Below are 23,866 nucleotides of genomic sequence, written 5' to 3'. Positions count from 1 at the left end.
ATGAAGGTACTTGTAGTAGGACGTGGTGGCAGAGAACACGCTATTGCGAGAAAACTTGCAGAGAGCGAGCTTGTTGATAGAGTTTTTGTAGCACCTGGAAACCCAGGAATGGCCGATGTTGCTGAACTATGCAACATCCATGAAAATGACCATATCGGACTCATCGCATTTGCAAAAGAAAATCAAATTACATTCACTATTGTAGGTCCTGAAATACCTTTGATGGATGGCCTAGTAGACGATTTTGAGGCGGCTGGACTGCGTGCGTTTGGACCTTCAAAGCTAGCGGCAGAGATTGAAGGAAGCAAATCATATGCAAAGGATCTAATGAAAAAATACAGCATCCCAACAGCACATTATAAAACATTTACTGACTTCGCTCTTGCTAAATCTTACATTATGGAAAAAGGGGCACCAATTGTATTGAAAGCAGATGGCCTAGCTGCTGGTAAAGGTGTAGTAGTGGCTATGACAGAAGAAGAGGCGCTGCAGGCATTGTCAGAATTAACATGCGAAAAATTGGTGATCGAAGAATTTTTAGAAGGAGAGGAGTTTTCCTTCATGGCATTTGTAAATGGAGAAAAAGTGTATCCTTTGGCTATTGCACAGGACCACAAACGAGCTTTTGATGGAGATGAGGGCCCGAATACAGGAGGAATGGGGGCATACTCGCCTGTTCCACAAATTTCAAAAGAGATCGTGCAGGAAGCGCTTGATCATATTTTGATGCCGACCGCAAAAGCGATGGCTACAGAAGGACGCCCATTTACTGGTGTACTGTATGCCGGGCTTATTTTAACCGATGCTGGTCCGAAAGTGATTGAATTTAACGCTCGGTTTGGTGATCCGGAAACACAAGTTGTCTTGCCACGCCTTGGTTCTGATTTAGCAGAGGCTATCGAAGCTGTTTTGGATGGACGAGACATGAAACTTGAATGGAAAGAAGAGGCTGTGTTAGGCGTAGTTGTTGCAGCTGAAGGCTATCCAAGGGATTATACAAAAGGAATTTCACTTGATGGAATGGAAACAATATCTTCTGATGTACATATCTATCATGCTGGAACAGCTCAATCTAAAGACGGTAAATGGATTTCAGATGGCGGAAGAATTCTAGTTGTCGCAGCTGAAGGAACTGATTTGGAAGATGCACATAAAACAGTGTATGAAGAAATCAAAAAAATAAAGAACGATGGCTTGCATTGGCGAAATGATATCGGCAACCGAGCATTGAAACTGAACCAGCCCGCACTCTAAGCGGCTGGTTTTTTTGTTGTTGAAGCTTAAATGCAGGTTTATAAGAGAATAAAATCGAAATTATTGAAAAAGTTAGTAAGTAATGTTACAGGATTGTAAATGTTCTATTAAGTAGTGTAAATTTACAAGCAATTTATTTTAATTACTGATATGCTATTTTTGCAAACAGCACATATTATATACTAACTTTTTCAGGGGGATTTTATGTTTAGTCGAAAGAAAGTAGATCCATTTTTTGATGCCTTAGTTAAAATATCAGTGAATGTACAAGAAGCCTTGCATTTTGCCAATGATTTTCGAATTAAAAATTTTGAGGATCTACAGGAAATTAGCACAAAAATGAAAAAGTATGAAACTGACGGTGACACGTTGATTCATGAGTTAATTGTGATGTTGAATAAATCGTTTATGACTCCAATTGAACGTGAAGATATTTTGGCACTAGCCAACAGCATGGATGATGTACTGGACGGCATGGAAGAATGTATTGCACATTTTGATATGTTTGCGTTAACAGATATTGATGAATCTATGAATACATTTATCGAATATATTGTGAAGAGTACAGATGAAATTGTGAAAGCAATGGAGAAATTGCAAAATAAAAATTTAACAAGCATGCGTGAAAATGCAATTTTAATAAAAGATTACGAAAGTAAATGTGATGAAGTACTGCGTGTATCCATTAAACAGTTATTCTTACATGAAAAAGACCCAATCCGTATTATTCAATTTAAAGATATTTACGAGCAACTAGAAGATATTGCGGATGAATGTCAAAAAGTAGCAAATACAATGGAAACCATCATTATGCGTAATGCATAGAAAGTGAGTGCAGCATGGATTCAATCATACTATTAACAGTTCTCGTTGTTATTTTCGCTTTAGCATTTGATTTTATCAATGGGTTCCACGATACAGCTAATGCGATTGCCACTTCAGTATCCACAAGAGCATTATCGCCAAAAGTAGCTGTTATGATGGCTGCTGTAATGAACTTTATCGGAGCTATCACTTTTACAGGAGTTGCGAAAGCCATTACTAAGGATATTGTCGATCCTTTCGCCTTAGAGAATGGGTCAGTTGTAATTCTCGCAGCATTAATAGCAGCGATTATATGGAATTTAGTGACATGGTATTTCGGTATTCCATCTAGTTCCTCGCATGCCATCATTGGATCGATTGCAGGCGCAGCAATTGCAGCTGCAGGCTTTAGCATCTTGAATTACGGTGGTTTCCTTAAAATTTTGGAAGCATTGCTTCTTTCGCCGTTCATTGCGATTGCAATGGGGTTCATTGTGATGTCTCTTTTCAAAGTCATCTTTAAAAAGGCCCATCTTTATAAGACCAATAAAGGGATCCGCTACTTGCAAATTTGTACAGCAGCTATTCAATCATTTACACACGGCACCAATGATGCCCAAAAAGCTATGGGTATTATGACAATGGCTTTAATTGCTGCCGGCTGGCAAACAGGCGATGACATTCAAACATGGGTGCGGATTGCAGCAGCTACAGCAATGGGGTTAGGTACGTCTATCGGAGGCTATAAAATTATCAAAACTGTAGGCGGCAAAATTATGAAGCTTCGCCCAATTAATGGTGCTGCTGCAGACTTAGCCTCTGCGTCCATTATCTTCGGTGCGACGCTGATCCATTTGCCTGTAAGTACAACTCATGTTATTTCTTCATCTATTATGGGTGTAGGCGCGGCACAACGAGTAAAAGCCGTTAAATGGGGAGTAGCCCGCAAAATTGTTATGACATGGATTATTACGATGCCAACGTCGGCTGCCTTAGCTGCCATTTGTTATTTTATACTGAACTTAATATTTTAATAGAATGAGGCTGTCAATCTCTTTTGGGGTTGGCAGTTTTTATTATGTATGGATTGTTTGTATGTTGAATAACTTTGGAGGTTTTCAAATCAAAATAAAAAAGCAGGCGCTCATCTGCCTGCTAATAGAAAAGAACTCCCAGCAATCCGTGCTGTTATGGAGTTCCTTTTTGTGATGATTTACGAATAAATCTCACGTAGGTTTGGCACCTAATTGTATATTATAGTCCGGTTTTTAAAAAAGACAAGCTATTTTTACTGAAATGAATCATTTGTAGGATAAAATGCAAACAAAAGCCTTGCACAGGAATTGTGCAAGGCTCTTATTTGAGATTATTGAGTCTTACTTGTGTAAGAATCTCCATCTATCATAATTTTCAAAACAACAAATGTCAATACGTTGTATCGTTTTGATGTGAAATACGTAGAATTAGTGGAATAAACCAGATTTTCTGGATTTCTCGGTCATTTTTAAAGTCATGGTTTGCATTTGCTTTTTAAAAATACTTCCAAATAACAGGATAAATAGCAAGACGCCACCTAGGAAGGTTAAGTCTAAAATGACCTTCTGCCAAATGATTCCGCCAATAGATTCTCTAGCCAAGGAAATCGCATAGGTAAAGGGAAGGTAAGGATTAATTATCTGGAAAAATTTAGGTAGTAAAACAACAGGATATGTCCCGCCTGAACCTGCCAACTGCAATACAAGCAGGACAATGGATAAGGCTTTTCCGATATTTCCGAAGACTGAAACGAGCGTGTAAACAATGGTCATGAATACAATGCTGATAAATAAGCTAAAGAGTAAAAAAGGAAACGGTGCTTGTACGGAGACTTTTAAGAGGAAAAGGTCGCCTAATACAATAATTAGCGCTTGCAAAAGGCCAATCGTCCAAAATGTCAGCAACTTACCAAAGTATACTTCTCGAACAGTATATTGCTTATCCTCTACGTCTGTCGCCAATAATGAAACAAGCAATAGTCCGCCGACCCAAATGGCCAGAACAGAATAAAACGGAGCCATGCCAGTACCATAATTAGGGATAGGGAATACGCGATGTTCTTTCATCTTAATAGGTTCTTCAAAAAAGGTTTTTTCAGCGGTCGGATTATTGATGAGCAATTGGATGACACTGTTAAGATTTGTTTCTTTCTCGAAACTGCGTATTTGATTGGCGAGCTTTTGTACACGGCTATGAATAAGCGGATAATCAGCAATTGCTTTTTGTAATCCTTGATTGGCGCTAGCTAATGCACTATCAGATACATTTAATAAGCGTGTTATTTCAGGGAAAGTGGACTGGATATCTGTCAATATACCCTTCGTTCCTGTTAGCATCTCTTTTATATGGTTGATATGTGAATCGATTGTAGGTTGAATAACATTGTCGAATTCATTCGTAAAATTCGTTAGGCCAGTGAGGGCAGTATCTGAAAACTCCCGTAGCTTTCCAACCCTTTCAGAAAGCCCTTGTACTTGGTCTGTGTTTGATTGTATATTTTGCTGCAGGGTTTCCATGGCTTGTTGAGCATTGGCTGTTTGCTGTAGAGCCTTGTCTAACGCTTGACGGTCCTCCGTTGTTTGTTGATCATTGCTGTTTTGTTGCAGTGTTGTCAGGGCAGTGTGAATAGCGGTCAATTTTTCAATTGCAGTACTCGCTTGCTGGTTCAGTTTATTATGCATATCAGTCAAAGTGGCAGGCGTGAAGTTATCGTTGTTTAAGGCTGTAATGAGATCTTGGGCAGATGTAGCAATATGCTGGATTTTTTCAACATCATTTCTTACTTGGGGTTTGAGCGAATTTATTTTCGTTTCTGCATTATTGATGAAAGTTAATGTCTGATTGATCGTGGAAAGACCATCTTGTGTTAAAGCCTTTGCTTCTGGCAAATCCTTTTTGGCTTTTTGAAGAATTTGACCAGCGCTATTGAGGTCCTTTTGCGCTCGTTGAAGCTTGTTGAAAATAGACGGTAAATCTCTTTCTAGAGTGAAAACCAAACTTTTAAAGTTTTCGATATCAGGTAATTCTTCCTGCATCGTTACGCCAAGCCTGTTCATAATATCAAAGATAATACCATTCACTGTTCCGATAAATTTGCTGCTCATTGATTCGACTAAAACACTAGCACCTTTACTCGTGATTTTCGGAGCAATAGAATTAATCTTTTCGTTTACAAAGTAATCCATCTTGGCGCGTTGGGGCTGCCCGCTTGTGACAGTCGCTAGTTCCTTAGAAAACCCTTTAGGGATGATGATGACAGAGAAATAGTCTCCATTATTCAAACGATCCAACGCCTTAGCCCTTGTTGTAAACTTCCAATCCATATCATGGTTGTCTTTTAGTTGCTCTACTAATTCCTTCCCTGCATTAAACGAGCGGTTCCCAGCTGTTGCTCCCTGATCTTCATTAACGATGGCAACGGGGATCTGATTGGTTTTTCCGTAAGGATCCCAAGAAGCAGCGATGTTAAGCCAAGCATAAAGAGAGGGTAGAATAATTAGTCCCAATATGATAATGGCTGAACTACCGTTTATGACAATATTTTTTATATCTCTTTTATAAATTTGGATGCTTTTGTTCATTCCTGTCTCCACCTTTTTTTGAAAGTGAAAAAAGCATGTATACGGATAGTTGCGTATACATGCTTGAAGTAAGATGAAGGTAGATGTTAGATCGTTAACTCATCTTGTCGTTCAAAACGTTCTGTATTTTGCAAATACAAAAATCCTTCATCTTCTAGCTCCTGTTGACGTTCCAGTGATAGTCCAATTGATAAATCCCCTGAAAATAAAGATTCCCACCAAGTGTCTGTTTTTATCATATTAATGACTCCCTTCGCGACTAGTATTCATTTTTCACAAATGGTACAATTTGAAAAAAGACAGTGCGTACTGGCAAAATCAACATTCTATTTAGCTGAAATTAGTATGGATAAGTTGGTTTTTTTTATACTTTGTAGGAGGGATTTTATGGCGAATTTTACTGTACAAGATATTGAAAACATGATCGCGTTGCAACGAAAATATTATATGTCGGGTTCAACAAAAACACTGGAATTCCGTAGAGAACAGTTAAAGAAATTAAAGGGATCCATTCAACGAAATGAAAAAGAAATAATGAACGCATTAAATCAAGATTTACATAAGAGTGAGTTTGAGGCTTACTCGACAGAAGTCGGTATTGTATTAGAAAGCATCGGTTTTATGCTGAAGTATTTAGAAGAATGGATGCATCCTATAGCTGTTCCTACTCCGATCTATTTCCAACCTGCCAAAAGCATGGTGGTTCGAGAGCCATATGGTGTTTCATTAATCATTGGCCCATTTAATTATCCATTCCAGCTTGTCATGGAGCCGTTGATTGGCGCCATTATTGGTGGAAATACAGCAATTGTGAAGCCATCAGAGTCTGCTCCACACACAGCAGCTGTCATACAAAAAATAGTTGAAGAAACATTTGAAGAACGTTATGTACGTATGGTAGAGGGAGAAGTGGAGGAAACATCCATTCTTATCCATGCACCTTTTGATTTTGTGTTTTTTACAGGAAGTGTAGGAGTAGGGAAAATCGTAGCCAAAGCATGTGCCGAACGATTAACACCACATGTGCTTGAGCTAGGTGGTAAAAGCCCGGCCATTGTAGATCATACAGCTAATATTGAAGTAGCAGTAAAACGTATTGTGTGGGGGAAATTTTTAAATGCAGGTCAAACATGTGTGGCACCGGATTATGTGCTTGTCCACGAATCAGTGAAAGTAACATTCATCCGCCATTTGAAAAAAACGTTGCAAAAGTTTTATGGGTCCAATCCACAAGAGAGTCCGGACTTTGGACGTATTATCAATACCAAACAGTTCGATCGGCTGAATCAACTGCTCACAAAGGAAAAGGAACATCTCTTGTTTGGCGGGAATGTAGACAGAGAAGATTTGTATATTGAACCTACTGTTTTACAAGATATCAGGTGGGATAATCCTGTGATGGAGGATGAGATTTTTGGTCCGATCCTTCCTTTATTAGTGTATGATGATTTGCCTGAGGCTATATATCGGATTAAGCAGAAGCCAAAACCGCTTGCGGCTTATTTCTTTTCAGAGACCGAAAAAGCCATTCAATACTTTTTAGATGAATTGCCGTTTGGCGGAGGGTGCATTAATGATACGATGGCACATGTCGGGAATACCCACCTGCCATTTGGGGGAGTTGGTCCGTCAGGTATCGGCAATTATCATGGTAAGGCTAGTTTTGAATGCTTTACACATCCCAAATCTATTCTTAAACGATCTAGTAAACTAGCGAATAATTTATTGTATCCACCTTATAAGCAAAAGGCAAAGTTGATTCGCACTGTTTTGCGATAAAGGAAAAATGAGAAATCTCTATGCTTAAGGGGGAGAAGAATAAATATGAGAAAAATTGTTTATGGCTTCCTAATTGTCTGTGCACTGAGTGGTTGTTCCCAGAAAGAATATATCGATGATGCGGAAGACGATGCACCACTTATAGCAGATGTGAAAATTCCGCGTACTGTTTTCAATTCAACCAAAAAAAATCAGACTCTTAACAAAGAGGAAATGAAACGTAGCATACAAACCTACCTAAATAGTGATGAAAAATTAGAACGTGCTAGTGAACCATTTGAGGACAATATTTATGATGGTGAGAAATTAACTAAAAGTGAATCAAAAAAGCTGAACAGGATTAACAAGCTTATAAAAGAAAATGATGAATCCTTCTCACAATATATCTCGAATAATACCTTACCGGAAGGGTATCAAGAAGAATCTGAAAGAATCAGCCGTTATATAACGGCCTCAAATGAATATATTTATGAATTAAACAAAATGATTGATAAGGTTAGTGATGGGGATTTTTCTAAATTAAACATTGGTTCACTCATTGAGAAAAATGGGGTAGTCAATGGCAAAGAACAGAAAAAAATAGAAGCATTCCTTGATAAGGAAAATATTCAAACAATAGCATTTGGACGTGAAGGTACTAAATAGAGAGATTAGTTTTTAGACTTTCGGAGGTTGGTATGGGATATATTAAGGAATTAAGAAATATGGTGGGCAGTCGACCTTTAATCATGGTAGGTGCATGTGTAATTCTTATTAATAACAAAAATGAGCTATTGTTGCAACTTCGCAAGGATAATCGGTGTTGGGGGTTATCGGGAGGCTCTATGGAGATTGGAGAAACATTAGAGCAAGTAGCCAAAAGAGAGTTATTTGAAGAAACAGGTTTAACTGCAAATAGTTTAACTCTATTAGAGGTTTTTTCTGGCCAAGATTTTTACTATCAATATCCTCATGGTGATGAGGTATATAATGTAGTAGCAGCTTATATATGTAAAGATTATAAAGGAATCATAAAGGCAGAAGAAATCGAGGTTGTGGACTTAAAATTCTTTCATATAAATAGTATCCCTTCTAACATAAGCCCACCGGATTTGCCGATAATCCGTGAATATATTCGGAGCCAAATGCATGAATAGGCTCAACCCTTTTAGATCAAGTAATTATTATAAAAAGAGGCAATAGCTATTCTGTTTTTGGATAGAAATTGCCTCTTTTCATATGTTTAAATTAGCTATGTTGTTAAGCGGAAAAAGAAGAGAAAAAAGAAACTAGAGGGGATGAGGCTGTGCTCTCTGGTACAGTCTGTCTTGAATAGTGGCTACGCCTTCTCTAAAAAAAGCGAGTATGAGAACGATTTCACATTCCATACTCGCAGTTGCCTAAAAGGAAGACTTTTCACTCCTCGTATCAAAATTTTAACAAATACAAAATAGCTTTATTGTAACTCCTTACGATTCAGATAGCATTTCTAGGAAAATGGATATTTCAGTTCCTTCACCAACGCTGCTATTGATTTCTATCCAACCTTTATGCTCTTGTATAATTTTTTCAGAGATCATCATACCAAGCCCTGTCCCTGCATCTTTTGTTGTATAAAATGGCTCGAAAATATGTTGAATGACTTCCTCAGACATTCCTTGCCCGTTATCTGCGACTCGGATCGCACAATAACCTTCTTCTGCTTCTTTAATCGAAATCCTAATGGTGCCATCTGTTTCAATCGCTTCGATTGCGTTTTTTATCAAATTTATTAAGACCTGTTTGATTTGATTAGAGTCACCTCTTAATACGATATTGTTAGCCGGAATATCCTCTAGTAGACAAATATTTTTCATTTGTAACTCTGGTTTGAACAATAATAAGATATCAGATACCACATGTTTAACATCAAAATCTCTCACTTGTTTTGAATGAGGTTTCGACAGAACTAAGAACTCGCTAATGATTAAATTTATACGGTCAATCTCTGCGTTAATTAGATTAGTATAGTAGGTATAAGGCGAATTTTGCTCATTATTCATCATTTGAACAAAACCAGAAATCACCGTTAAAGGATTACGAATTTCATGAGCCACTCCAGCAGCAATTTCACCTGCAACTTTTAACTTTTCTGACTGGATTCGCATTTGTTCGGCTTCTTTTTTATAGGATATATCTCTAGTAATGACAGATGTGGCAATCACCTTGCCTTCATCGTCAAGTATCGGTGAAAGTGTTACTTGTGCATCAAAGTAAGTACCGTCTTTTTTCATATCCTTTGTCTCAAATAGGTGGAAGCTTTCTCCATTTAACAAATGGCGTAAACGCTCATTTGCATACGCTAAATTTTCTGGTGGAACAAGCGGAATAGCATTTCCAATACACTCTTCTTTACGCCATCCGTACAATTTTTCAAATGCAGGGTTTACTGCCACTACACGTCCTTCCAAATCAAAAACGGCGATACTATCTTTTGCATTTTCAAAGAATAGGTGCAGGTAGCCTTCTTTTGACAATAATTCTTGCTGTTTCTCCTCAGCTACTTGTTCAACCTTTTTCCATCTATAATTCAAATAGTTGCTTTGAATAATTCCAATTACCGCTAAGAATATAAAAATTAAAAAGAATATCGTCATATCTGTTGAATTATAGAATTTAGAAAAGGGCTCATAATGAAATTTTAATAGAAAATAAAATTCAATCAATGAGATAGACATCATAGCAAAATTCAGCCAAAAAGAATGATAGATAGCTAAGATAAAAAGTAATAATATAAAGAGGACCAAATGATGTGTATAATTAAAGTATAGATTAATCAGTACAACAAATGAATTGAGTCCTATTGCCAACAGAATACAAATCAATCGTTCATCAATCTTAAAATAGGTTAATATACCAATACAGATACAAAATAGAATAGACGAAAGCGTTAAGAGTTGGCCATCATCTATTAATCCAAGTAAATTAATCAATGTATGAAAAATGGTCGCCGCTACTAAAATTAACAGTACGAAGCGATTCTTTTTTCTTAATATGGTAGAGTGCTTCATTAAGACACCTCGGAAGTACTAAATATTTTCATACTTCCATCATACATGATTTTACGTTGTCGTAAAATGTCCTATTTTGATATGATGAGAGAACAAGTAGGGGGAATTGCATTGAAAAATAGATTTAACGAAGAAGAAACAGTTGAATTGCTAGAAAAATTAGTGAATATTGCAAGTCCATCAGGCTATACAACAAAAATTATGAATTTTATCAGTGAATATTTGGAAGATAATAATGTTCCATTCATCAAAACAAATAAGGGCGCTGTCATTGCTACACTTGAAGGCAAGAATACGCAACGCCATCGCTTGCTGACAGCTCATGTTGATACATTGGGCGCGATGGTAAAAGAAATCAAATCAAACGGTCGCCTGGCGCTGACGATGGTGGGCGGTTTCAGATGGAATGCTGTAGAGGGTGAGTCCTGTACCATCCATACAGCTTCCGGCAAAAAAATCCGAGGTACCATTCTCATGCACGAAACATCTGTTCACGTATACAAGAAAGCAGGCGACCTGCCCCGCAATGAGGAACACATCGAAGTACGAGTTGATGAAAAGGTGTTTAATGAAAAGGACAGCCGATCAATCGGTATAGAAGTAGGCGACTTTATTTCTTTTGATGCCCGTTATGAAGCAACTGAAACAGGTTTCATTAAATCTAGACATCTGGATGATAAAGCAAGCGCAGCTATACTGCTTCAATTCGTGAAAACAATCGTGGCTGAAAAGATCGAATTGCCGTATACAACGCATTTTTATATTTCAAACAACGAGGAAATTGGCTATGGAGGCAATGCAAGCATACCTTCTGAGGTTGTCGAATATATAGCTGTAGATATGGGAGCGATTGGTGACGGCCAATCATCTGATGAATATACTGTTTCCATTTGTGCGAAGGATTCAAGCGGTCCTTATCACTATGAGCTGACACAGCATTTAGTCAAGCTCGCAAAAGAAAGCAACATAGATTATAAATTAGATATTTATCCTTACTATGGTTCAGATGCTTCTGCCGCCATTCGCGCTGGTTTTGATATACGGCATGCATTATTTGGTGCAGGGATTGAGTCATCTCACGCGTATGAACGGACACATATTGATTCAATTAAGAATACAGCTCAACTTGTATCTGCGTATGTGGCGTCAACCATGTGTGACGAGTAATAGGAGGAAATAAAGAATGCAAGCAACACAGTTATTACAATGTTTACCGAGTAAAAAAATCATTGGGACATTGCCAGATCAAATAAAAAACATTGCGATTGATTCTCGTGGTGTAGAACCCAAAAGTATATTTATATGCATTAAAGGCTATACAGTCGATGGACATGACTTTGCCCAAAATGCGGTTGACCAAGGCGCTACTATTATCGTTACTGAAAAGCAACTTGATTTGTCAGGAGATGTAACGCAAGTCATCGTTAGCGATACAAATCGTGCGCTTGGCCTATTGTCGGCACGATTTTTTGACTATCCATCAACAGACTTGATAATGTTCGGCGTGACGGGAACAAACGGCAAAACAAGTGTCGCTACAATGATCGAAAATATTTTATTGGGGCTTGGCGTTCGTTCTGCTTTAAAGGGAACTATTGGCTTTAATTTGAACGGAATTTTATACGAATCGGGCAACACAACAAGTGATGCATTATCTACACAACAAATGATATTCCGCGCCAAAGCGGAGAGCTGCGAAACAATGGTAATGGAAGTTTCCTCTCACGGTCTTGTTTTAGGCCGTGTTGCGGGCGTGGATTTTGATGTTGCTATTTTTACGAACTTAACACATGACCATCTTGACTTCCATGGATCGATGGAGGAATACGGAAATGCAAAAGGTTTGTTATTCTCTCAGCTTGGCCAAGATCTTGAGAAAGATAAACATGCTGTATTAAATGCAGATGATAAGTGGTCTGGAAAATATGCGGGTCTTACCCCATATCCAATATGGACTTATGGTCTGCACAATGAAGACGCATTGTTTAGAGCCATTAACTGTGAGTATCATGACCATCACACCTATTTTGACATGGTAACGCCAGAAGGAACATTTAGCGTTGAATTGCAATTGCTTGGCGAATTTAATATTTATAATGCTTTAGCTGCTACAGCCGCATTATATTGCAAAGGATATAAGGTACAAGAAATTATTGAACAGCTAGAACAATTAAAACCTGTAAAAGGCCGTATGGAACAAGTATCACCAAAGAATTTCCCTATACAAATCTTCGTTGATTATGCCCATACACCTGATGCAATTGAAAAAGCTATTACAGCTGCAATGCCATATAAGAAAAATAAGCTTATTTTTCTAATAGGCACAGGCGGCAACCGTGACCAATTAAAACGTCCGGATATGGCTAAAAAAGCCTCTGCAGCTGATTATGTTATATTAACGACAGATGATCCGCGCTATGAAGAATATGGCAGCATTCTAAGTGGTTTAGAAAAAGGGATGCAGCATGATCAATATCGTTGCATCGGTGATCGTGCAGAAGCTGTACGCCATGCAATCGAAGTGGCTGAACCCGGCGATGTTATTTTGTTTGCAGGGAAAGGTCATGAGGACTACCAAATCATTGGCAATGAAAAATACCCGCACAGCGATGCAGAGATTGCACTAGCAGCTGCAAGGGAAAAATTCAACTTACCTAATCGATAATTAAAATTACATCATTTAAGAAAAGTGAGGGTATGAATACCCTCACTTTTTTTGATATAATTGCAAGGTTAAGTTTTAATTAAACGGCGAAGTTATAATTCTACAAGAAAATGGAATAACTGATTGTGAAGGTATTCCAAGTCTTCCATTAAAATTAAAATATAAAAATTCACTTGAGTGAAAAATATTAAAGGATGAATCCGATGTAGACTAACTATAGATCCCAGATAAAAATCACTATTTAAAGAAATAAAGGAGATTACAATATGAGTGCTAAGCTTGAACAAGATATATTAGCCCGTCGTACGTTCGCCATTATCTCTCACCCGGATGCTGGTAAAACAACGATGACCGAAAAATTATTATACTTTGGTGGTGCTATTCGTGATGCGGGTACTGTCAAAGCGAAGAAATCTGGCAAATTTGCGACATCTGACTGGATGGAGATTGAAAAACAACGGGGGATTTCTGTTACTTCCTCTGTTATGCAATTTGACTATAATGATTGCCGTGTTAACATTTTGGATACACCTGGACACCAAGACTTCTCAGAAGATACGTACCGTACATTAATGGCTGTTGACAGTGCTGTGATGATTATTGATGCAGCGAAAGGGATTGAAGCCCAAACGCTGAAGTTATTTAAGGTTTGCCGTATGCGAGGTATTCCGATCTTTACATTCATCAATAAATTAGACCGTCAAGGTAAAGAGCCTTTAGAATTAATGGAAGAACTAGAAGAAGTATTGGGCATTGAATCGTATGCGATGAACTGGCCAATCGGTATGGGAAAAGAATTCCTCGGCATTTATGACCGTTACAATAGCCGAATTGAACAATTCCGTACAGAAGAAGATGAACGCTTTTTACCGTTAGATGAAAACGGCGAGCTTGCTGTTGACCATGAGATGAAAAAAACATCCTACTATACGCAAGCAATGGATGATATTATGTTGTTGAATGAAGCGGGAAATAGCTTCTCAAAAGAGCGTATCAAAAGAGGGGAATTAACACCTGTATTCTTTGGTTCTGCCTTAACAAATTTTGGTGTTCAAACATTTTTAGAAACATATTTAGAATTTGCACCAACGCCTCAGCCTCGTTTGACAGAAGAGGAAACAATTGTAGAGCCGTTGGATCAAGAATTCTCAGGCTTTATCTTTAAAATTCAAGCAAACATGAACCCAGCGCATAGAGACCGTATTGCGTTTGTACGAATTGTATCAGGTATGTTTGAACGCGGCATGAACATCACTTTATCTCGTACCAAAAAATCCTTTAAAGTAACACAGTCTACTCAATTTTTGGCTGATGACCGCGAGACTGTTGATGTAGCGGTAGCAGGCGATATTATTGGTCTGTATGATACCGGAACATATCAAATCGGTGATACGATTGTCGGCGGCAAGAAAACATTCCAATTCGAAAAGCTTCCACAGTTTACACCTGAACTGTTTGTTCGTGTAACAGCTAAAAACGTTATGAAGTCTAAGCACTTCCATAAAGGGATTGAGCAGTTGGTGCAAGAAGGGGCCATCCAATACTATAAAACCCTACACACAGAAGATGTGATCTTGGGTGCTGTTGGGCAGCTTCAATTTGAAGTTTTCGAAAATCGTATGAAAAATGAATACAATGTAGATGTTCATATGGAGCCAATTGGCAGTAAAATTGCCCGTTGGATTGAAAACGAAGAAGATGTCAAAGAATCCATGTCCGGCCCCCGCAGCATGCTAGTGCATGACCGTTTTAACAACTACGTATTCTTATTCGAAAATGAATTTGCTATGCGTTGGTTTAACGATAAAAATCCGGATATTCGCTTATATAGCTTATTGTAATTCAAATGTTTTCATCTACAAAAATGCATTTACATTTTGAGTACTTTTTGCTATACTGAGTTGACAAACTGTATAACTTCTTTTGACACATGTCAAAGGGGAGTAGCTATAGGGAAACCTACCTCATAATCGTCATTACATGGCAGCAACGCCATCGGTTATGAGAAGCATCCAAAAATGACGAATGCTAAGCGAGACCTTTGCCTTTTATAGGCAGAGGTCTTTTTATTTTCAAATTTAAGGGAGGAAATAACTTTTATGGAAACAATTTTACTAGAGTACGGATGGGTACTATTAATATTAATAGTATTAGAAGGTCTGCTTGCGGCAGATAATGCGGTGGTCATGGCTGTAATGGTGAAACATCTACCGCCACTTCAGCAAAAAAAGGCGCTCTTTTATGGTTTGATTGGTGCGTTTGTATTGCGCTTTGCAGCACTTTTTTTAATCACTTTTTTAGTAAAGTGGTGGTGGATACAAGCAATAGGTGCAATCTATCTTCTATTTGTTTCAGGAAAGCATCTGTATGATATGAAAAAGCATCAAACAGGTTCTTCAGATTCTGTTAAACAAAAGAAAGCTTCAGGATTTTGGGCAACAGTAGTGAAAGTAGAAATGGCAGATTTAGCGTTTGCGATAGATTCAATGTTGGCAGCTGTTGCACTTGCTGTTACCTTGCCTCACATGGGGGATTTTTCTATCGGAGGCATTAATGCAGGACAATTTGCGGTCATGTTCTTAGGCGGGATTATCGGTTTGATTATTATGAGATTCGCTGCACAATGGTTTGTTTCGTTATTGCAGAAATATCCTTCATTTGAAACAGCAGCATTTATGATTGTAGGCTGGGTTGGTGTAAAACTAGGCGTGATGACTCTTGCACATCCACAGGTTGGCTTTTTAGACGAGGATTTCCCACATTCAATTGCTTGGAAAGTGATATTTTGGGTTGTTCTTCTTCTTATCCTTGCGGGTGGTTATATTTTGAGTGTAAGCCATAAAACAAAATCCTTAAATGAACCAGAAAAATAAAGATAGGAAATCCTATTCCCTGTAGTAGGGAATGGGATTTTTTTTGCTTAAAAAGGGAAAGATAGCAAAGGGTAAATCTTTTCCCTAATACCCTTCCTTTTTCGCTCATTATTCAATACAATAGTGTGTATGTATCTTGGTTAACAATGAAAGGACCGAAATAATGGCTTCAGCAAAAGGTTTTAAAAAGCGGTTAACGCCGTTCCAAGCAATCGTGACTTACTATTTTATAGCGATCGCTATTTCATTCATCTTATTAATTTTACCTGGTGTGCATAAGGAAAATGTCCATGTATCTTTGCTAGACAGTTTATTTACTGCTGTGAGTGCTGTTAGCGTTACTGGGCTGACTGTAAATAATATTTCTGAAACATACTCTGTTTTTGGGGTTATTATGTTGTCGGTTATTATGCAGCTCGGCGCAATTGGTATTATGTCATTAGGTACCTTTACTTGGCTTATTTTTGGAAAGAAGATTGGGCTGCGTGAAAGGCAATTAATCATGGTGGATCATAATCAATATAATCTATCAGGTGTTGTCCATTTGATTAAAGAAATTATCAAGCTTCTTCTAATGATTGAATTAATAGGCACTGCCATTTTAACACTATATTTCACGCAGTATTTTGATACATTTTTAGAAGCGCTCTATAATGGTTTCTTTGCAGCGATATCAGCCACTACCAATGGAGGATTTGATATTACAGGCAATTCTATGTATCTGTTCCGACATGATTATTTTGTTCAAGTTATCAATATGATTATGATTGCGCTTGGTGCTATTGGTTTTCCTGTATTAATTGAAGTGAAGGCCTTTTTGTCAAATAAGACGCCAAACTTTAAATTTTCACTTTTTACAAAAATCACCACGTCTACCTATGCTATTTTATTCATAGTGGGGACAGCAGTTATCCTGTTACTTGAAGCATTTAATGCATTTAAGGGGATGAGCTGGCATCAAGCATTCTTTACAGCTATGTTCCATTCAGTCTCTGCACGTTCGGCAGGATTAACGACTATTGATGTAACGCAGTTCCATCAAGCGACAGATATCTTTTTAAGCCTATTAATGTTTATTGGTGCGTCTCCAAGTTCTGTTGGGGGAGGTATTCGTACAACCACTTTAGCGATTGCTATTTTATTTTTAATAAACTTTGCTAGAAATAAGCAGGATATTCAAATTTTCCATCGTGAAATCCATGTCCTGGATGTGTTTCGATCCTATGTAGTGATTATTTTGTCTACATGCCTAGTAGTATTAGCAACAATGATCTTATCATTAACAGAATCGCATGCATCGTTGATTGAAATTCTCTTTGAAATCACATCAGCGTTCGGTACATGTGGTATGTCATTAGGGTTAACAGAGCACCTTTCTAGCATTGGTAAAGTTGTTATGATTTTTTTAATGTTTATAGGCAGGGTAGGAATGATTTCATTCCTTTACTCTCTTGGCGGAAAAGCGAAACAGACGAAATATCATTATCCGAAAGAAAGAGTTATTATTGGATAGCTTGTAAAAGGATAAATTAAGCTTGAGTATAAAAAGGGCTCCTTAGAGGAGCCCTTTTTTGCATATTTGATTAACTGTAAGCCATTTGTTCTTCGCGGATAAAAGCAAAGTACGGAGCTCCATCTTTGCGGAAATAGGTCATTAGATAACCATTGCACTCTTGGACCTCATTATTATTTTTCAGTAAATCTAAATCGATATAGAAAGGAAGAAGCAGTGTATGCTTATACAATTCTTTTTCTCCTACATTGAATTGAGCAAATGCACTGCCGGCCATTTCAGGGTGTAAGCGTAGCTCTTTCAGTATATCTTTTGATTTAATTTCAGGTAGTTGGTTTTTCCACCAAGGTTTACGAGGCTGGAAACGCTGTGCTTTTAAATAGTCTAGCTGCAGCAAACTTACAATGATATTCATGTTTACGTTTCCGCGCTGTTCTAGAAATGCTATCAAGCGTAAGAATAAATCTTCAAGCTGGTGGCCTATACGTGACCAGCCTTGATTGTCCCAATAGGTTCCGAATTCTTGGAAGAAATCAAATGGTGTTTCAAAGACGCTACTGACCAAATAATCTATCGTATAATCAATTCGGTGATCATTCCAATACTTCTCTAATATATCCTCAGTTTGTTTAATCCGAAGCATATCATCAAAGCTTAGCACATTATTTGCGACAATTTCATATGGAGCTACATCCACATAATCGTAGCCGTATTGTTTCGCTTGCAGGCGCAGTCCTGTGCCACGCAATAACTTTAAGAAACCTAGCTGTAATTCCTCTGGGCGTAGAGCAAATACGTCATTAAATGTTTGGCGGAAACTGTGATAATCTTCTTCTGGAAGTCCTGCTATTAAATCTAAATGTTGATCAATTTTGCCTCCTTCTTTTACCATTGTCACTGTACGAGTTAATTTGGAGAAGTTTTGTCTTCGCTTCACTAGGTCATTGGTTAAGTCATTTGTCGATTGTACGCCAATTTCAAAGCGGAACAAACCCTTGGGTGCATTGTCATTCAAAAATTGAATAACTTCTGGACGCATGATATCTGCTGTAATTTCAAATTGGAATACGACACCTTCTTGATGTTCATCTATTAAAAACTGGAACATTTCCATTGCATAGCTTCTGCTAATGTTGAAAGTACGATCGACAAACTTTATCGTCCGGACGCCGTTATTCATCAAATATCGTATATCTTCTTTTATTTTTTCGCGGTTAAAGTAGCGAACACCAACTTCTATAGAAGAAAGGCAAAATTGGCAGTTAAAAGGACAGCCACGACTAGTCTCAATATAGGCAATACGCTTTGATAGATGGGGAAGATCTTCTTCAAAACGATAAGGGCTAGGCATTTCACGCAAATCAACTTTTTGTGCCGCTTGATGTATTTCAACCTTTTCCTCTTTTAAATAAGCGATTCCTGGCACTTCAGAAAGAGGGATGTTTCCATGGTAATAATGAAGTAGTTGTTTAAAAGAATGCTCACCTTCACCCATAATAATGCAGTCTACATCTTCTTTTAAACGCTTGAGCCAAACATGGACATCATAACTTACTTCTGGGCCTCCTAGGACGATTTTCGTATGAGGGCTGACTTTCTTCACCATTTGTATTACTTTGATTGTTTCTTCAATATTCCAGATATAACAACTGAATCCGATGATATCTGGAGATTTTCGATAGAGATCAGATACGATATTAAAAGTAGGATCTTTAATCGTATACTCTGCAAGAACTGGGTTGAAGTCAGGCTGGGCATAAGCTTTTAAATATCTGATAGCGAGATTAGTGTGGATATATTTGGCATTTAATGTTGCAAGAACAATATTCATAGGGAATCTCCTTTTAGCTAATTTGTCGAGTGGAAATATCTTGTATATTTAACAGAGTTGTTTTAAGATAAAGATACTAGCGTAATTATACAAAAAAATTTAAAGTAAAAAGTCCTATTTATAGAATTTGATTTATATGAAATAATCTGAATATTAATAATTTAATTCCGGACGGAGGTAATTTAGGACATTAAAACTCCTATTTAGCAGAGTTTCAACTTATTTAGTGCTAATTTGCTGTCATTATTTATTGGCGAAATTCATAGAATGATAAAAAGAAGGGATTGGTGATTAGTTAATGCCGCAACGATTTTTCAGTAATTTTGATTTTACATTTCAAGAATGTGAAGAACCAATTATAATTGTTGACCACAGATTCCATATTTTATTTGCTAATGAATTGGCCAAAGAACACTTACAAGTAGAAGAAGATATTGATATAAAAAATTGGCTAAGCGAAGATTCCTATGATGTATGGAAGCAGATTGTTGAAAATACTAAAACTCGTTCGTATACAACTGAGAAGATGTCTATTAACACCTTAAACTCTAAAATAGAGGATATGAAAGTAACGAGCTGCTATTCAGATGTATACGATTGGATTTTACTATGCTTCCATTACTCGGAGGTTACTAGTAAAGTTGATAAGCATCTCGCTATTGAGAAAAAGTTCCGACGTGTTTTTGACCAATCTGAGAGTGGTCTTCTCTTAACTGATGCTGATAAGCGAATTGTTGAGATGAATGAAATGGCTGCCAAATTATTAAATGTTTCCCTGCATAGTATCATTGGACAAGACATCTCCATTTTATGGAAGTTATTCCCTAATGAAGGATATAATATCCATAAATTCTTCTGTTCTTTAAAAGAAACGGGCAAAGGAGAATTAACCGTTCAAGTGCCAATGAAAGAGGGCACGCGCTATATACAGCTCACGAGCAATTACGACTGTAAGGAAGATATTCAATTAACAATTATTCGTGATGAGACAGAAAGAATTATGATGATGAAGCGGCTAGAACACCAGCAAACACTTCAAATGGTCGGTGAGATGGCAGCAAGCATCGCACACGAAATTAAAAACCCTATGACAACATTAAAGGGCTTTACAGATTTAATGAAAATGACAGCCACAGGTGAAAATAAGCGTTATTTATCTGTTTTGGACAGAGAAATCGAGCGTATCGAAAATATTGTAAATGAATTCTTAGATTTATCCAAGCCAGGTTGCTATGAGATGAATATTTTCTCATTTAGCGAGTTAATGGAAGAGACGATTGAGCTAATGCAGCCTCAATCAATCATGCAACATGTAGAGATAGAATATGAGAAAAACCTTTATCAAGAAGATTTAATTTTAGGGAATAGCCACAAACTGAAGCAGGTGCTAATCAATTTATTAAAGAATGCTTTTGAGGTTATGCCTTCAGGAGGCAAGATTGTCATTCGACAACAAATTAAATACTATGATAAAGTGACCATCTCAATTGAAGATAGCGGTTCAGGTATGACTGATAAGGAATTGGAAAATATCTTCACTCCATTCTATACAACTAAATCAGAAGGTACAGGATTAGGTCTCGCTTTTGTGGCGAAAACTGTTGAAGAGCATAATGGTAAAATTACAGCCACAAGCAAAGTAGGAGAGGGCACGATATTCAGTATTGATTTTCCTCTTGTAATTCAAAAACAAAGAGAGATGGTGGCAGAAAAAAGCTTGGAAATAGACTTCGCTGATCTTACAGAACAGAGCGATTGCTTTTATTCTGTATAACATCACCCTTTTGACAAAGTATTAACCACAGCGGTATAATATCTTAAAATCAAGATTTATTATAAGGGATGAACAAGAATGGCAACACAAGATGAAATAAAGCAGTCATTGAAGCTCTTTATTGTACTTTCGAGGGCAACAAAAGCTATCAATGAATGCACAAACCAATTCTTCCAGGAGAATGGATTAAATCCTACAGAATTCGCTGTGTTGGAATTACTTTACCATAAAGGAAGACAGCCCCTCCAAAAAATAGGAAATAAGATTTTACTGGCTAGCGGGTCAATCACTTATGTTGTCGATAAATTAGAAAAAAGAGGGTATTTAACGCGCGTATCATGTCCTTCTGATCGGCGTATAACATATGCTGAAATAACACCCCTAGGTACTGAGTTTATGGACGAGCTGTTTCCTAAGCATGAACAACAATTGCATGAAATTACAAGTGTATTGACTGGGGAAGAAAAAGACCTAGCGATTGATTTATTAAAAAAACTAGGGCTCTCAATTAAAGATTTGTCTTATTAAGATCAAAAGAGTGGTGTGATGTAAGACACATACATCGCTCTTTTTGTCATCATAATAGAGGGCATTACAGTATAAGTAGGATCTAGGGAAAATGCTAAACTTAATTAGACAAACAGCCCATAGAAGTATTTATAGGTTGTTTAATAAAAAATGCCGCTCTTATAGAGCAGCACAAAATGTTTGGTATTCGTAGAGACAGCATGGTTGAAGAATATGTAATGCGTTATATTAATTGTTATTAGCAGCTGCTAATATTTTATAGCGTTTATGGTTAACAACAGTTTTTTCTTCTATCTCAAGTGAATTGAAATTCTCCATATAGGTTAGATTAACGATCACAGAATTCTCATTCACTTTCTCGACAATTCCCTGTAGTCCATTTCCGAATTCAATGATATTCCCAATTTCAGCTATTTTCATAAGTACCAGCCCCTTTAACTTTAGTTACTTTACAGTTTGCCTTAAAATAGTTATTTCGTAAAGTGAAAACCATTTTATGTAGATTTTTGATATTATACGTAAAGGGAGTTGCGAATATGAACGATTACATACAAAAGTTAGACGATTTAAAAAATGGAAACATTCAAGAGTTAAAAGTAGATAAACATGAATTTTATCAACTGAGAGAAGAATTAATTAAAAGAGAAGACTTCAAGCATTTTCAAGGGATCGCCAAACAAGGTGGAGATATAATCTATGTTTACTTGAAAGAACCGCGAAGTTAAAATAGAATTTCATAAGACAAGCTACATCTGCAATAGGATAAGAAAAACAATACTTTACTGAGAGGAGGATGGTGGATGTCTGAGTCCATTTTAAAAAAATTAGAAAATACACGTGAAAAAATGATTCAATCAGGTATCGAGAAGGGATTTTCTAATATTGAAACCATCCGCTTAAGTAAAAAGTTAGATCATTTACTAAACACTTATCAGCAAGAACAAGAGCATGAACAAGATTATCCTAAAGGCGAAGACTTAGTGAAATTTTAAAGGATAACTCCTATTAGGGGTTTTCTTTTTTTTTTTTTTCGTAGATTTATTTACTTCCAGCAGATGAATGCCACAATAGGCCTTGGTAATACTTTTGGCTTTCCACTTACACTATATAAAAAAATTTGCACAAGGTGGTTTAGAATTTGTTGTAGCGTGGAATAATAATAAAGAACACAGCAACAATCTCATTTCCCCCTTTCTTTAGCAGGTACTTTACGTATCTGCTCTTTTTTTTGCGCTAGGAAAGTTCTTGTATAATAAAGGGGAATGAAAATTCTGATATAATGAATACAACAATAAAAAGGGGGAGTCATATATGAAAAAATGGACCATTGGCTTTATTGGGACTGGTGTAATGGGATCAAGTATCGCTATGCATTTATTAAAAGCAGGACATACAGTACATATTTATACGCGGACAAAAGCAAAAGCGGAAGCTTTAATCGAACTAGGGGCAAGCTGGTTTGAGAGTCCAGGCGAAGCAGCGGAAAATACCGAAATTGTTTTTACGATGGTAGGCTATCCGCATGATGTGGAAGAAGTTTATTTTGGAGAAAACGGTATTTTTAAAATGAGCAAGGCGGGAACAAGATTAGTTGATATGACTACATCTCAGCCAACCCTAGCTAAAAAAATTGCTAAACATGCTGAGACTATGGGGATGGAAGCATTGGATGCTCCTGTTTCAGGTGGAGACATTGGCGCGAAAAATGGGACACTTTCCATCATGGTAGGCGGCAAAAAAGATGTTTTTGAAGAGGTACAACCTGTATTTGAATTATTTGGTGAACATATTATTTATCAAGGAGAGGCTGGAGCAGGACAGCATACAAAAATGTGCAACCAGATTGCCATTGCGAGCAATATGATTGGTGTATGTGAAGCAATCGTTTATGGCAAGAAAGCAGGACTCGACATTAATACAGTCCTTCAATCCATATCCACAGGTGCAGCTGGATCATGGTCTTTAAGCAATTTAGCTCCACGTATTGTAAAAGGAGACCTAGAACCAGGATTTTATATTAAACACTTCATCAAGGATATGGGCATTGCCTTAAAAGAAGCAGAAATGATGGAGCTCCAATTGCCCGGGCTATCTCTTGCAAAAGGAATGTACGAAGAGTTATCGCAAAAGGGATATGATGATTTAGGTACTCAAGCATTAGTTGATTATTATAAAATCTAGTTACTTTTGAGCTACGCG

Annotated in this window: 21 protein-coding genes; 16 read left to right on the top strand and 5 right to left on the bottom strand. The window is 37.3% G+C overall.

Annotated elements, in window-relative coordinates; translation table 11 throughout:
* The 3 genes from purD to RCJ93_RS07440 all read left to right on the top strand — a co-directional run bounded on the left by purD (position 1) and on the right by RCJ93_RS07440 (position 3,092).
* Positions 1-1,254: a phosphoribosylamine--glycine ligase gene (gene purD, locus RCJ93_RS07450; RefSeq protein ID WP_446738707.1), complete on the top strand. Its 1,254-nt coding sequence runs from the start codon at positions 1-3 to the stop codon at positions 1,252-1,254.
* 204 nt (positions 1,255-1,458) lie between these two features.
* The gene (locus tag RCJ93_RS07445; RefSeq protein WP_066784901.1) at positions 1,459-2,079 is read left to right on the top strand and encodes a DUF47 domain-containing protein; all 621 of its coding nucleotides are present in this window, start codon (positions 1,459-1,461) and stop codon (positions 2,077-2,079) included.
* A gap of 14 nt (positions 2,080-2,093) precedes the next feature.
* Positions 2,094-3,092 carry an inorganic phosphate transporter gene (locus RCJ93_RS07440; protein ID WP_066784904.1) on the top strand — a complete coding sequence of 333 codons (999 nt, stop codon included), beginning with the start codon at positions 2,094-2,096 and terminating at the stop codon, positions 3,090-3,092.
* Positions 3,093-3,521: 429 nt separating this feature from the next.
* Here the strand turns inward: RCJ93_RS07440 and RCJ93_RS07435 are convergent, their stop codons facing one another.
* Together RCJ93_RS07435 and RCJ93_RS07430 are read right to left on the bottom strand one after the other, a co-directional pair.
* Positions 3,522-5,675, bottom strand: a complete 2,154-nt coding sequence (locus tag RCJ93_RS07435; protein ID WP_446738706.1) for a YhgE/Pip family protein — start codon at positions 5,673-5,675, stop codon at positions 3,522-3,524.
* An 86-nt stretch (positions 5,676-5,761) separates the two neighbouring features.
* Entirely contained in the window at positions 5,762-5,914 is a 153-nt protein-coding gene (locus RCJ93_RS07430) for a hypothetical protein (RefSeq protein ID WP_173668467.1), read from the bottom strand.
* A 148-nt stretch (positions 5,915-6,062) separates the two neighbouring features.
* On the opposite strand from RCJ93_RS07430, the gene RCJ93_RS07425 reads away from it, so the two are divergent.
* The 3 genes from RCJ93_RS07425 to RCJ93_RS07415 are packed head-to-tail and all read left to right on the top strand — an operon-like array spanning position 6,063 to position 8,590.
* Entirely contained in the window at positions 6,063-7,454 is a 1,392-nt protein-coding gene (locus RCJ93_RS07425) for an aldehyde dehydrogenase (RefSeq protein WP_446738705.1), read from the top strand.
* Positions 7,455-7,499: 45 nt separating this feature from the next.
* The gene (locus tag RCJ93_RS07420; protein WP_446738704.1) at positions 7,500-8,099 is read left to right on the top strand and encodes an NDxxF motif lipoprotein; all 600 of its coding nucleotides are present in this window, start codon (positions 7,500-7,502) and stop codon (positions 8,097-8,099) included.
* A 32-nt stretch (positions 8,100-8,131) separates the two neighbouring features.
* A complete protein-coding gene (locus tag RCJ93_RS07415) occupies positions 8,132-8,590 on the top strand; it encodes an NUDIX hydrolase (protein ID WP_446738703.1) in 459 nt (152 codons plus the stop codon).
* Between the two features lie 312 nt (positions 8,591-8,902).
* Here RCJ93_RS07415 and RCJ93_RS07410 read toward each other — a convergent pair whose 3' ends face one another.
* The gene (locus RCJ93_RS07410) at positions 8,903-10,483 is read right to left on the bottom strand and encodes a two-component system sensor histidine kinase NtrB (RefSeq protein ID WP_150283752.1); all 1,581 of its coding nucleotides are present in this window, start codon (positions 10,481-10,483) and stop codon (positions 8,903-8,905) included.
* Positions 10,484-10,594: 111 nt separating this feature from the next.
* On the opposite strand from RCJ93_RS07410, the gene RCJ93_RS07405 reads away from it, so the two are divergent.
* The 5 genes from RCJ93_RS07405 to RCJ93_RS07385 all read left to right on the top strand — a co-directional run bounded on the left by RCJ93_RS07405 (position 10,595) and on the right by RCJ93_RS07385 (position 17,534).
* Entirely contained in the window at positions 10,595-11,650 is a 1,056-nt protein-coding gene (locus tag RCJ93_RS07405; protein WP_150283753.1) for a M42 family metallopeptidase, read from the top strand.
* Positions 11,651-11,666: 16 nt separating this feature from the next.
* The gene (locus RCJ93_RS07400; RefSeq protein WP_446738702.1) at positions 11,667-13,148 is read left to right on the top strand and encodes a UDP-N-acetylmuramoyl-L-alanyl-D-glutamate--2,6-diaminopimelate ligase; all 1,482 of its coding nucleotides are present in this window, start codon (positions 11,667-11,669) and stop codon (positions 13,146-13,148) included.
* A 266-nt stretch (positions 13,149-13,414) separates the two neighbouring features.
* Positions 13,415-14,989, top strand: coding sequence for a peptide chain release factor 3 (locus RCJ93_RS07395; RefSeq protein ID WP_147194448.1), 1,575 nt, complete (start codon positions 13,415-13,417; stop codon positions 14,987-14,989).
* A gap of 258 nt (positions 14,990-15,247) precedes the next feature.
* Complete coding sequence (locus tag RCJ93_RS07390; RefSeq protein WP_446738701.1) at positions 15,248-16,021, top strand: TerC family protein; 774 nt, start codon at positions 15,248-15,250, stop codon at positions 16,019-16,021.
* A gap of 163 nt (positions 16,022-16,184) precedes the next feature.
* Entirely contained in the window at positions 16,185-17,534 is a 1,350-nt protein-coding gene (locus tag RCJ93_RS07385) for a TrkH family potassium uptake protein (RefSeq protein WP_147194443.1), read from the top strand.
* 70 nt (positions 17,535-17,604) lie between these two features.
* Here RCJ93_RS07385 and RCJ93_RS07380 read toward each other — a convergent pair whose 3' ends face one another.
* Positions 17,605-19,365, bottom strand: a complete 1,761-nt coding sequence (locus RCJ93_RS07380) for a DUF4080 domain-containing protein (protein ID WP_446738700.1) — start codon at positions 19,363-19,365, stop codon at positions 17,605-17,607.
* A 298-nt stretch (positions 19,366-19,663) separates the two neighbouring features.
* Here RCJ93_RS07380 and RCJ93_RS07375 point away from each other — a divergent pair, with 298 nt between their 5' ends.
* Positions 19,664-21,139, top strand: coding sequence for a PAS domain-containing sensor histidine kinase (locus tag RCJ93_RS07375; protein WP_446738699.1), 1,476 nt, complete (start codon positions 19,664-19,666; stop codon positions 21,137-21,139).
* Positions 21,140-21,217: 78 nt separating this feature from the next.
* Positions 21,218-21,667, top strand: a complete 450-nt coding sequence (locus tag RCJ93_RS07370) for a MarR family winged helix-turn-helix transcriptional regulator (protein ID WP_147194433.1) — start codon at positions 21,218-21,220, stop codon at positions 21,665-21,667.
* 228 nt (positions 21,668-21,895) lie between these two features.
* Here RCJ93_RS07370 and RCJ93_RS07365 read toward each other — a convergent pair whose 3' ends face one another.
* Entirely contained in the window at positions 21,896-22,087 is a 192-nt protein-coding gene (locus RCJ93_RS07365) for a YkvS family protein (RefSeq protein WP_446738698.1), read from the bottom strand.
* A 116-nt stretch (positions 22,088-22,203) separates the two neighbouring features.
* Between RCJ93_RS07365 and RCJ93_RS07360 the strand changes: the two genes are divergently transcribed.
* From RCJ93_RS07360 to RCJ93_RS07350, 3 genes are all read left to right on the top strand, one after another.
* Entirely contained in the window at positions 22,204-22,392 is a 189-nt protein-coding gene (locus RCJ93_RS07360; protein WP_066784949.1) for a hypothetical protein, read from the top strand.
* Positions 22,393-22,467: 75 nt separating this feature from the next.
* On the top strand, positions 22,468-22,659 hold the full coding sequence (locus RCJ93_RS07355; protein WP_066784952.1) for an aspartyl-phosphate phosphatase Spo0E family protein: 192 nt from the start codon (positions 22,468-22,470) through the stop codon (positions 22,657-22,659).
* Positions 22,660-22,978: 319 nt separating this feature from the next.
* Positions 22,979-23,848, top strand: coding sequence for an NAD(P)-dependent oxidoreductase (locus RCJ93_RS07350; protein ID WP_150283817.1), 870 nt, complete (start codon positions 22,979-22,981; stop codon positions 23,846-23,848).
* The last annotated feature ends 18 nt before the right edge of the window (positions 23,849-23,866 follow it).

The organism is Rummeliibacillus sp. BSL5 (genome assembly GCF_052928305.1).
This window is presented reverse-complemented; position numbering and strand designations above follow the sequence as displayed.

Excerpts from the sequence above, each read along its gene's own strand:
- RCJ93_RS07440 (WP_066784904.1), top strand. The coding sequence starts at position 2,094 with ATGGATTCAATCATACTATTAACAGTTCTCGTTGTTATTTTCGCTTTA.
- RCJ93_RS07400 (WP_446738702.1), top strand. The coding sequence starts at position 11,667 with ATGCAAGCAACACAGTTATTACAATGTTTACCGAGTAAAAAAATCATT.
- RCJ93_RS07370 (WP_147194433.1), top strand. The coding sequence starts at position 21,218 with ATGGCAACACAAGATGAAATAAAGCAGTCATTGAAGCTCTTTATTGTA.
- RCJ93_RS07385 (WP_147194443.1), top strand. The coding sequence starts at position 16,185 with ATGGCTTCAGCAAAAGGTTTTAAAAAGCGGTTAACGCCGTTCCAAGCA.
- RCJ93_RS07415 (WP_446738703.1), top strand. The coding sequence starts at position 8,132 with ATGGGATATATTAAGGAATTAAGAAATATGGTGGGCAGTCGACCTTTA.
- RCJ93_RS07430 (WP_173668467.1), bottom strand. The coding sequence starts at position 5,914 with ATGATAAAAACAGACACTTGGTGGGAATCTTTATTTTCAGGGGATTTA.
- RCJ93_RS07390 (WP_446738701.1), top strand. The coding sequence starts at position 15,248 with ATGGAAACAATTTTACTAGAGTACGGATGGGTACTATTAATATTAATA.
- RCJ93_RS07410 (WP_150283752.1), bottom strand. The coding sequence starts at position 10,483 with ATGAAGCACTCTACCATATTAAGAAAAAAGAATCGCTTCGTACTGTTA.
- RCJ93_RS07380 (WP_446738700.1), bottom strand. The coding sequence starts at position 19,365 with ATGAATATTGTTCTTGCAACATTAAATGCCAAATATATCCACACTAAT.
- purD (WP_446738707.1), top strand. The coding sequence starts at position 1 with ATGAAGGTACTTGTAGTAGGACGTGGTGGCAGAGAACACGCTATTGCG.
- RCJ93_RS07420 (WP_446738704.1), top strand. The coding sequence starts at position 7,500 with ATGAGAAAAATTGTTTATGGCTTCCTAATTGTCTGTGCACTGAGTGGT.
- RCJ93_RS07395 (WP_147194448.1), top strand. The coding sequence starts at position 13,415 with ATGAGTGCTAAGCTTGAACAAGATATATTAGCCCGTCGTACGTTCGCC.
- RCJ93_RS07355 (WP_066784952.1), top strand. The coding sequence starts at position 22,468 with ATGTCTGAGTCCATTTTAAAAAAATTAGAAAATACACGTGAAAAAATG.
- RCJ93_RS07375 (WP_446738699.1), top strand. The coding sequence starts at position 19,664 with ATGCCGCAACGATTTTTCAGTAATTTTGATTTTACATTTCAAGAATGT.
- RCJ93_RS07365 (WP_446738698.1), bottom strand. The coding sequence starts at position 22,087 with ATGAAAATAGCTGAAATTGGGAATATCATTGAATTCGGAAATGGACTA.
- RCJ93_RS07435 (WP_446738706.1), bottom strand. The coding sequence starts at position 5,675 with ATGAACAAAAGCATCCAAATTTATAAAAGAGATATAAAAAATATTGTC.
- RCJ93_RS07425 (WP_446738705.1), top strand. The coding sequence starts at position 6,063 with ATGGCGAATTTTACTGTACAAGATATTGAAAACATGATCGCGTTGCAA.
- RCJ93_RS07445 (WP_066784901.1), top strand. The coding sequence starts at position 1,459 with ATGTTTAGTCGAAAGAAAGTAGATCCATTTTTTGATGCCTTAGTTAAA.
- RCJ93_RS07360 (WP_066784949.1), top strand. The coding sequence starts at position 22,204 with ATGAACGATTACATACAAAAGTTAGACGATTTAAAAAATGGAAACATT.
- RCJ93_RS07350 (WP_150283817.1), top strand. The coding sequence starts at position 22,979 with ATGAAAAAATGGACCATTGGCTTTATTGGGACTGGTGTAATGGGATCA.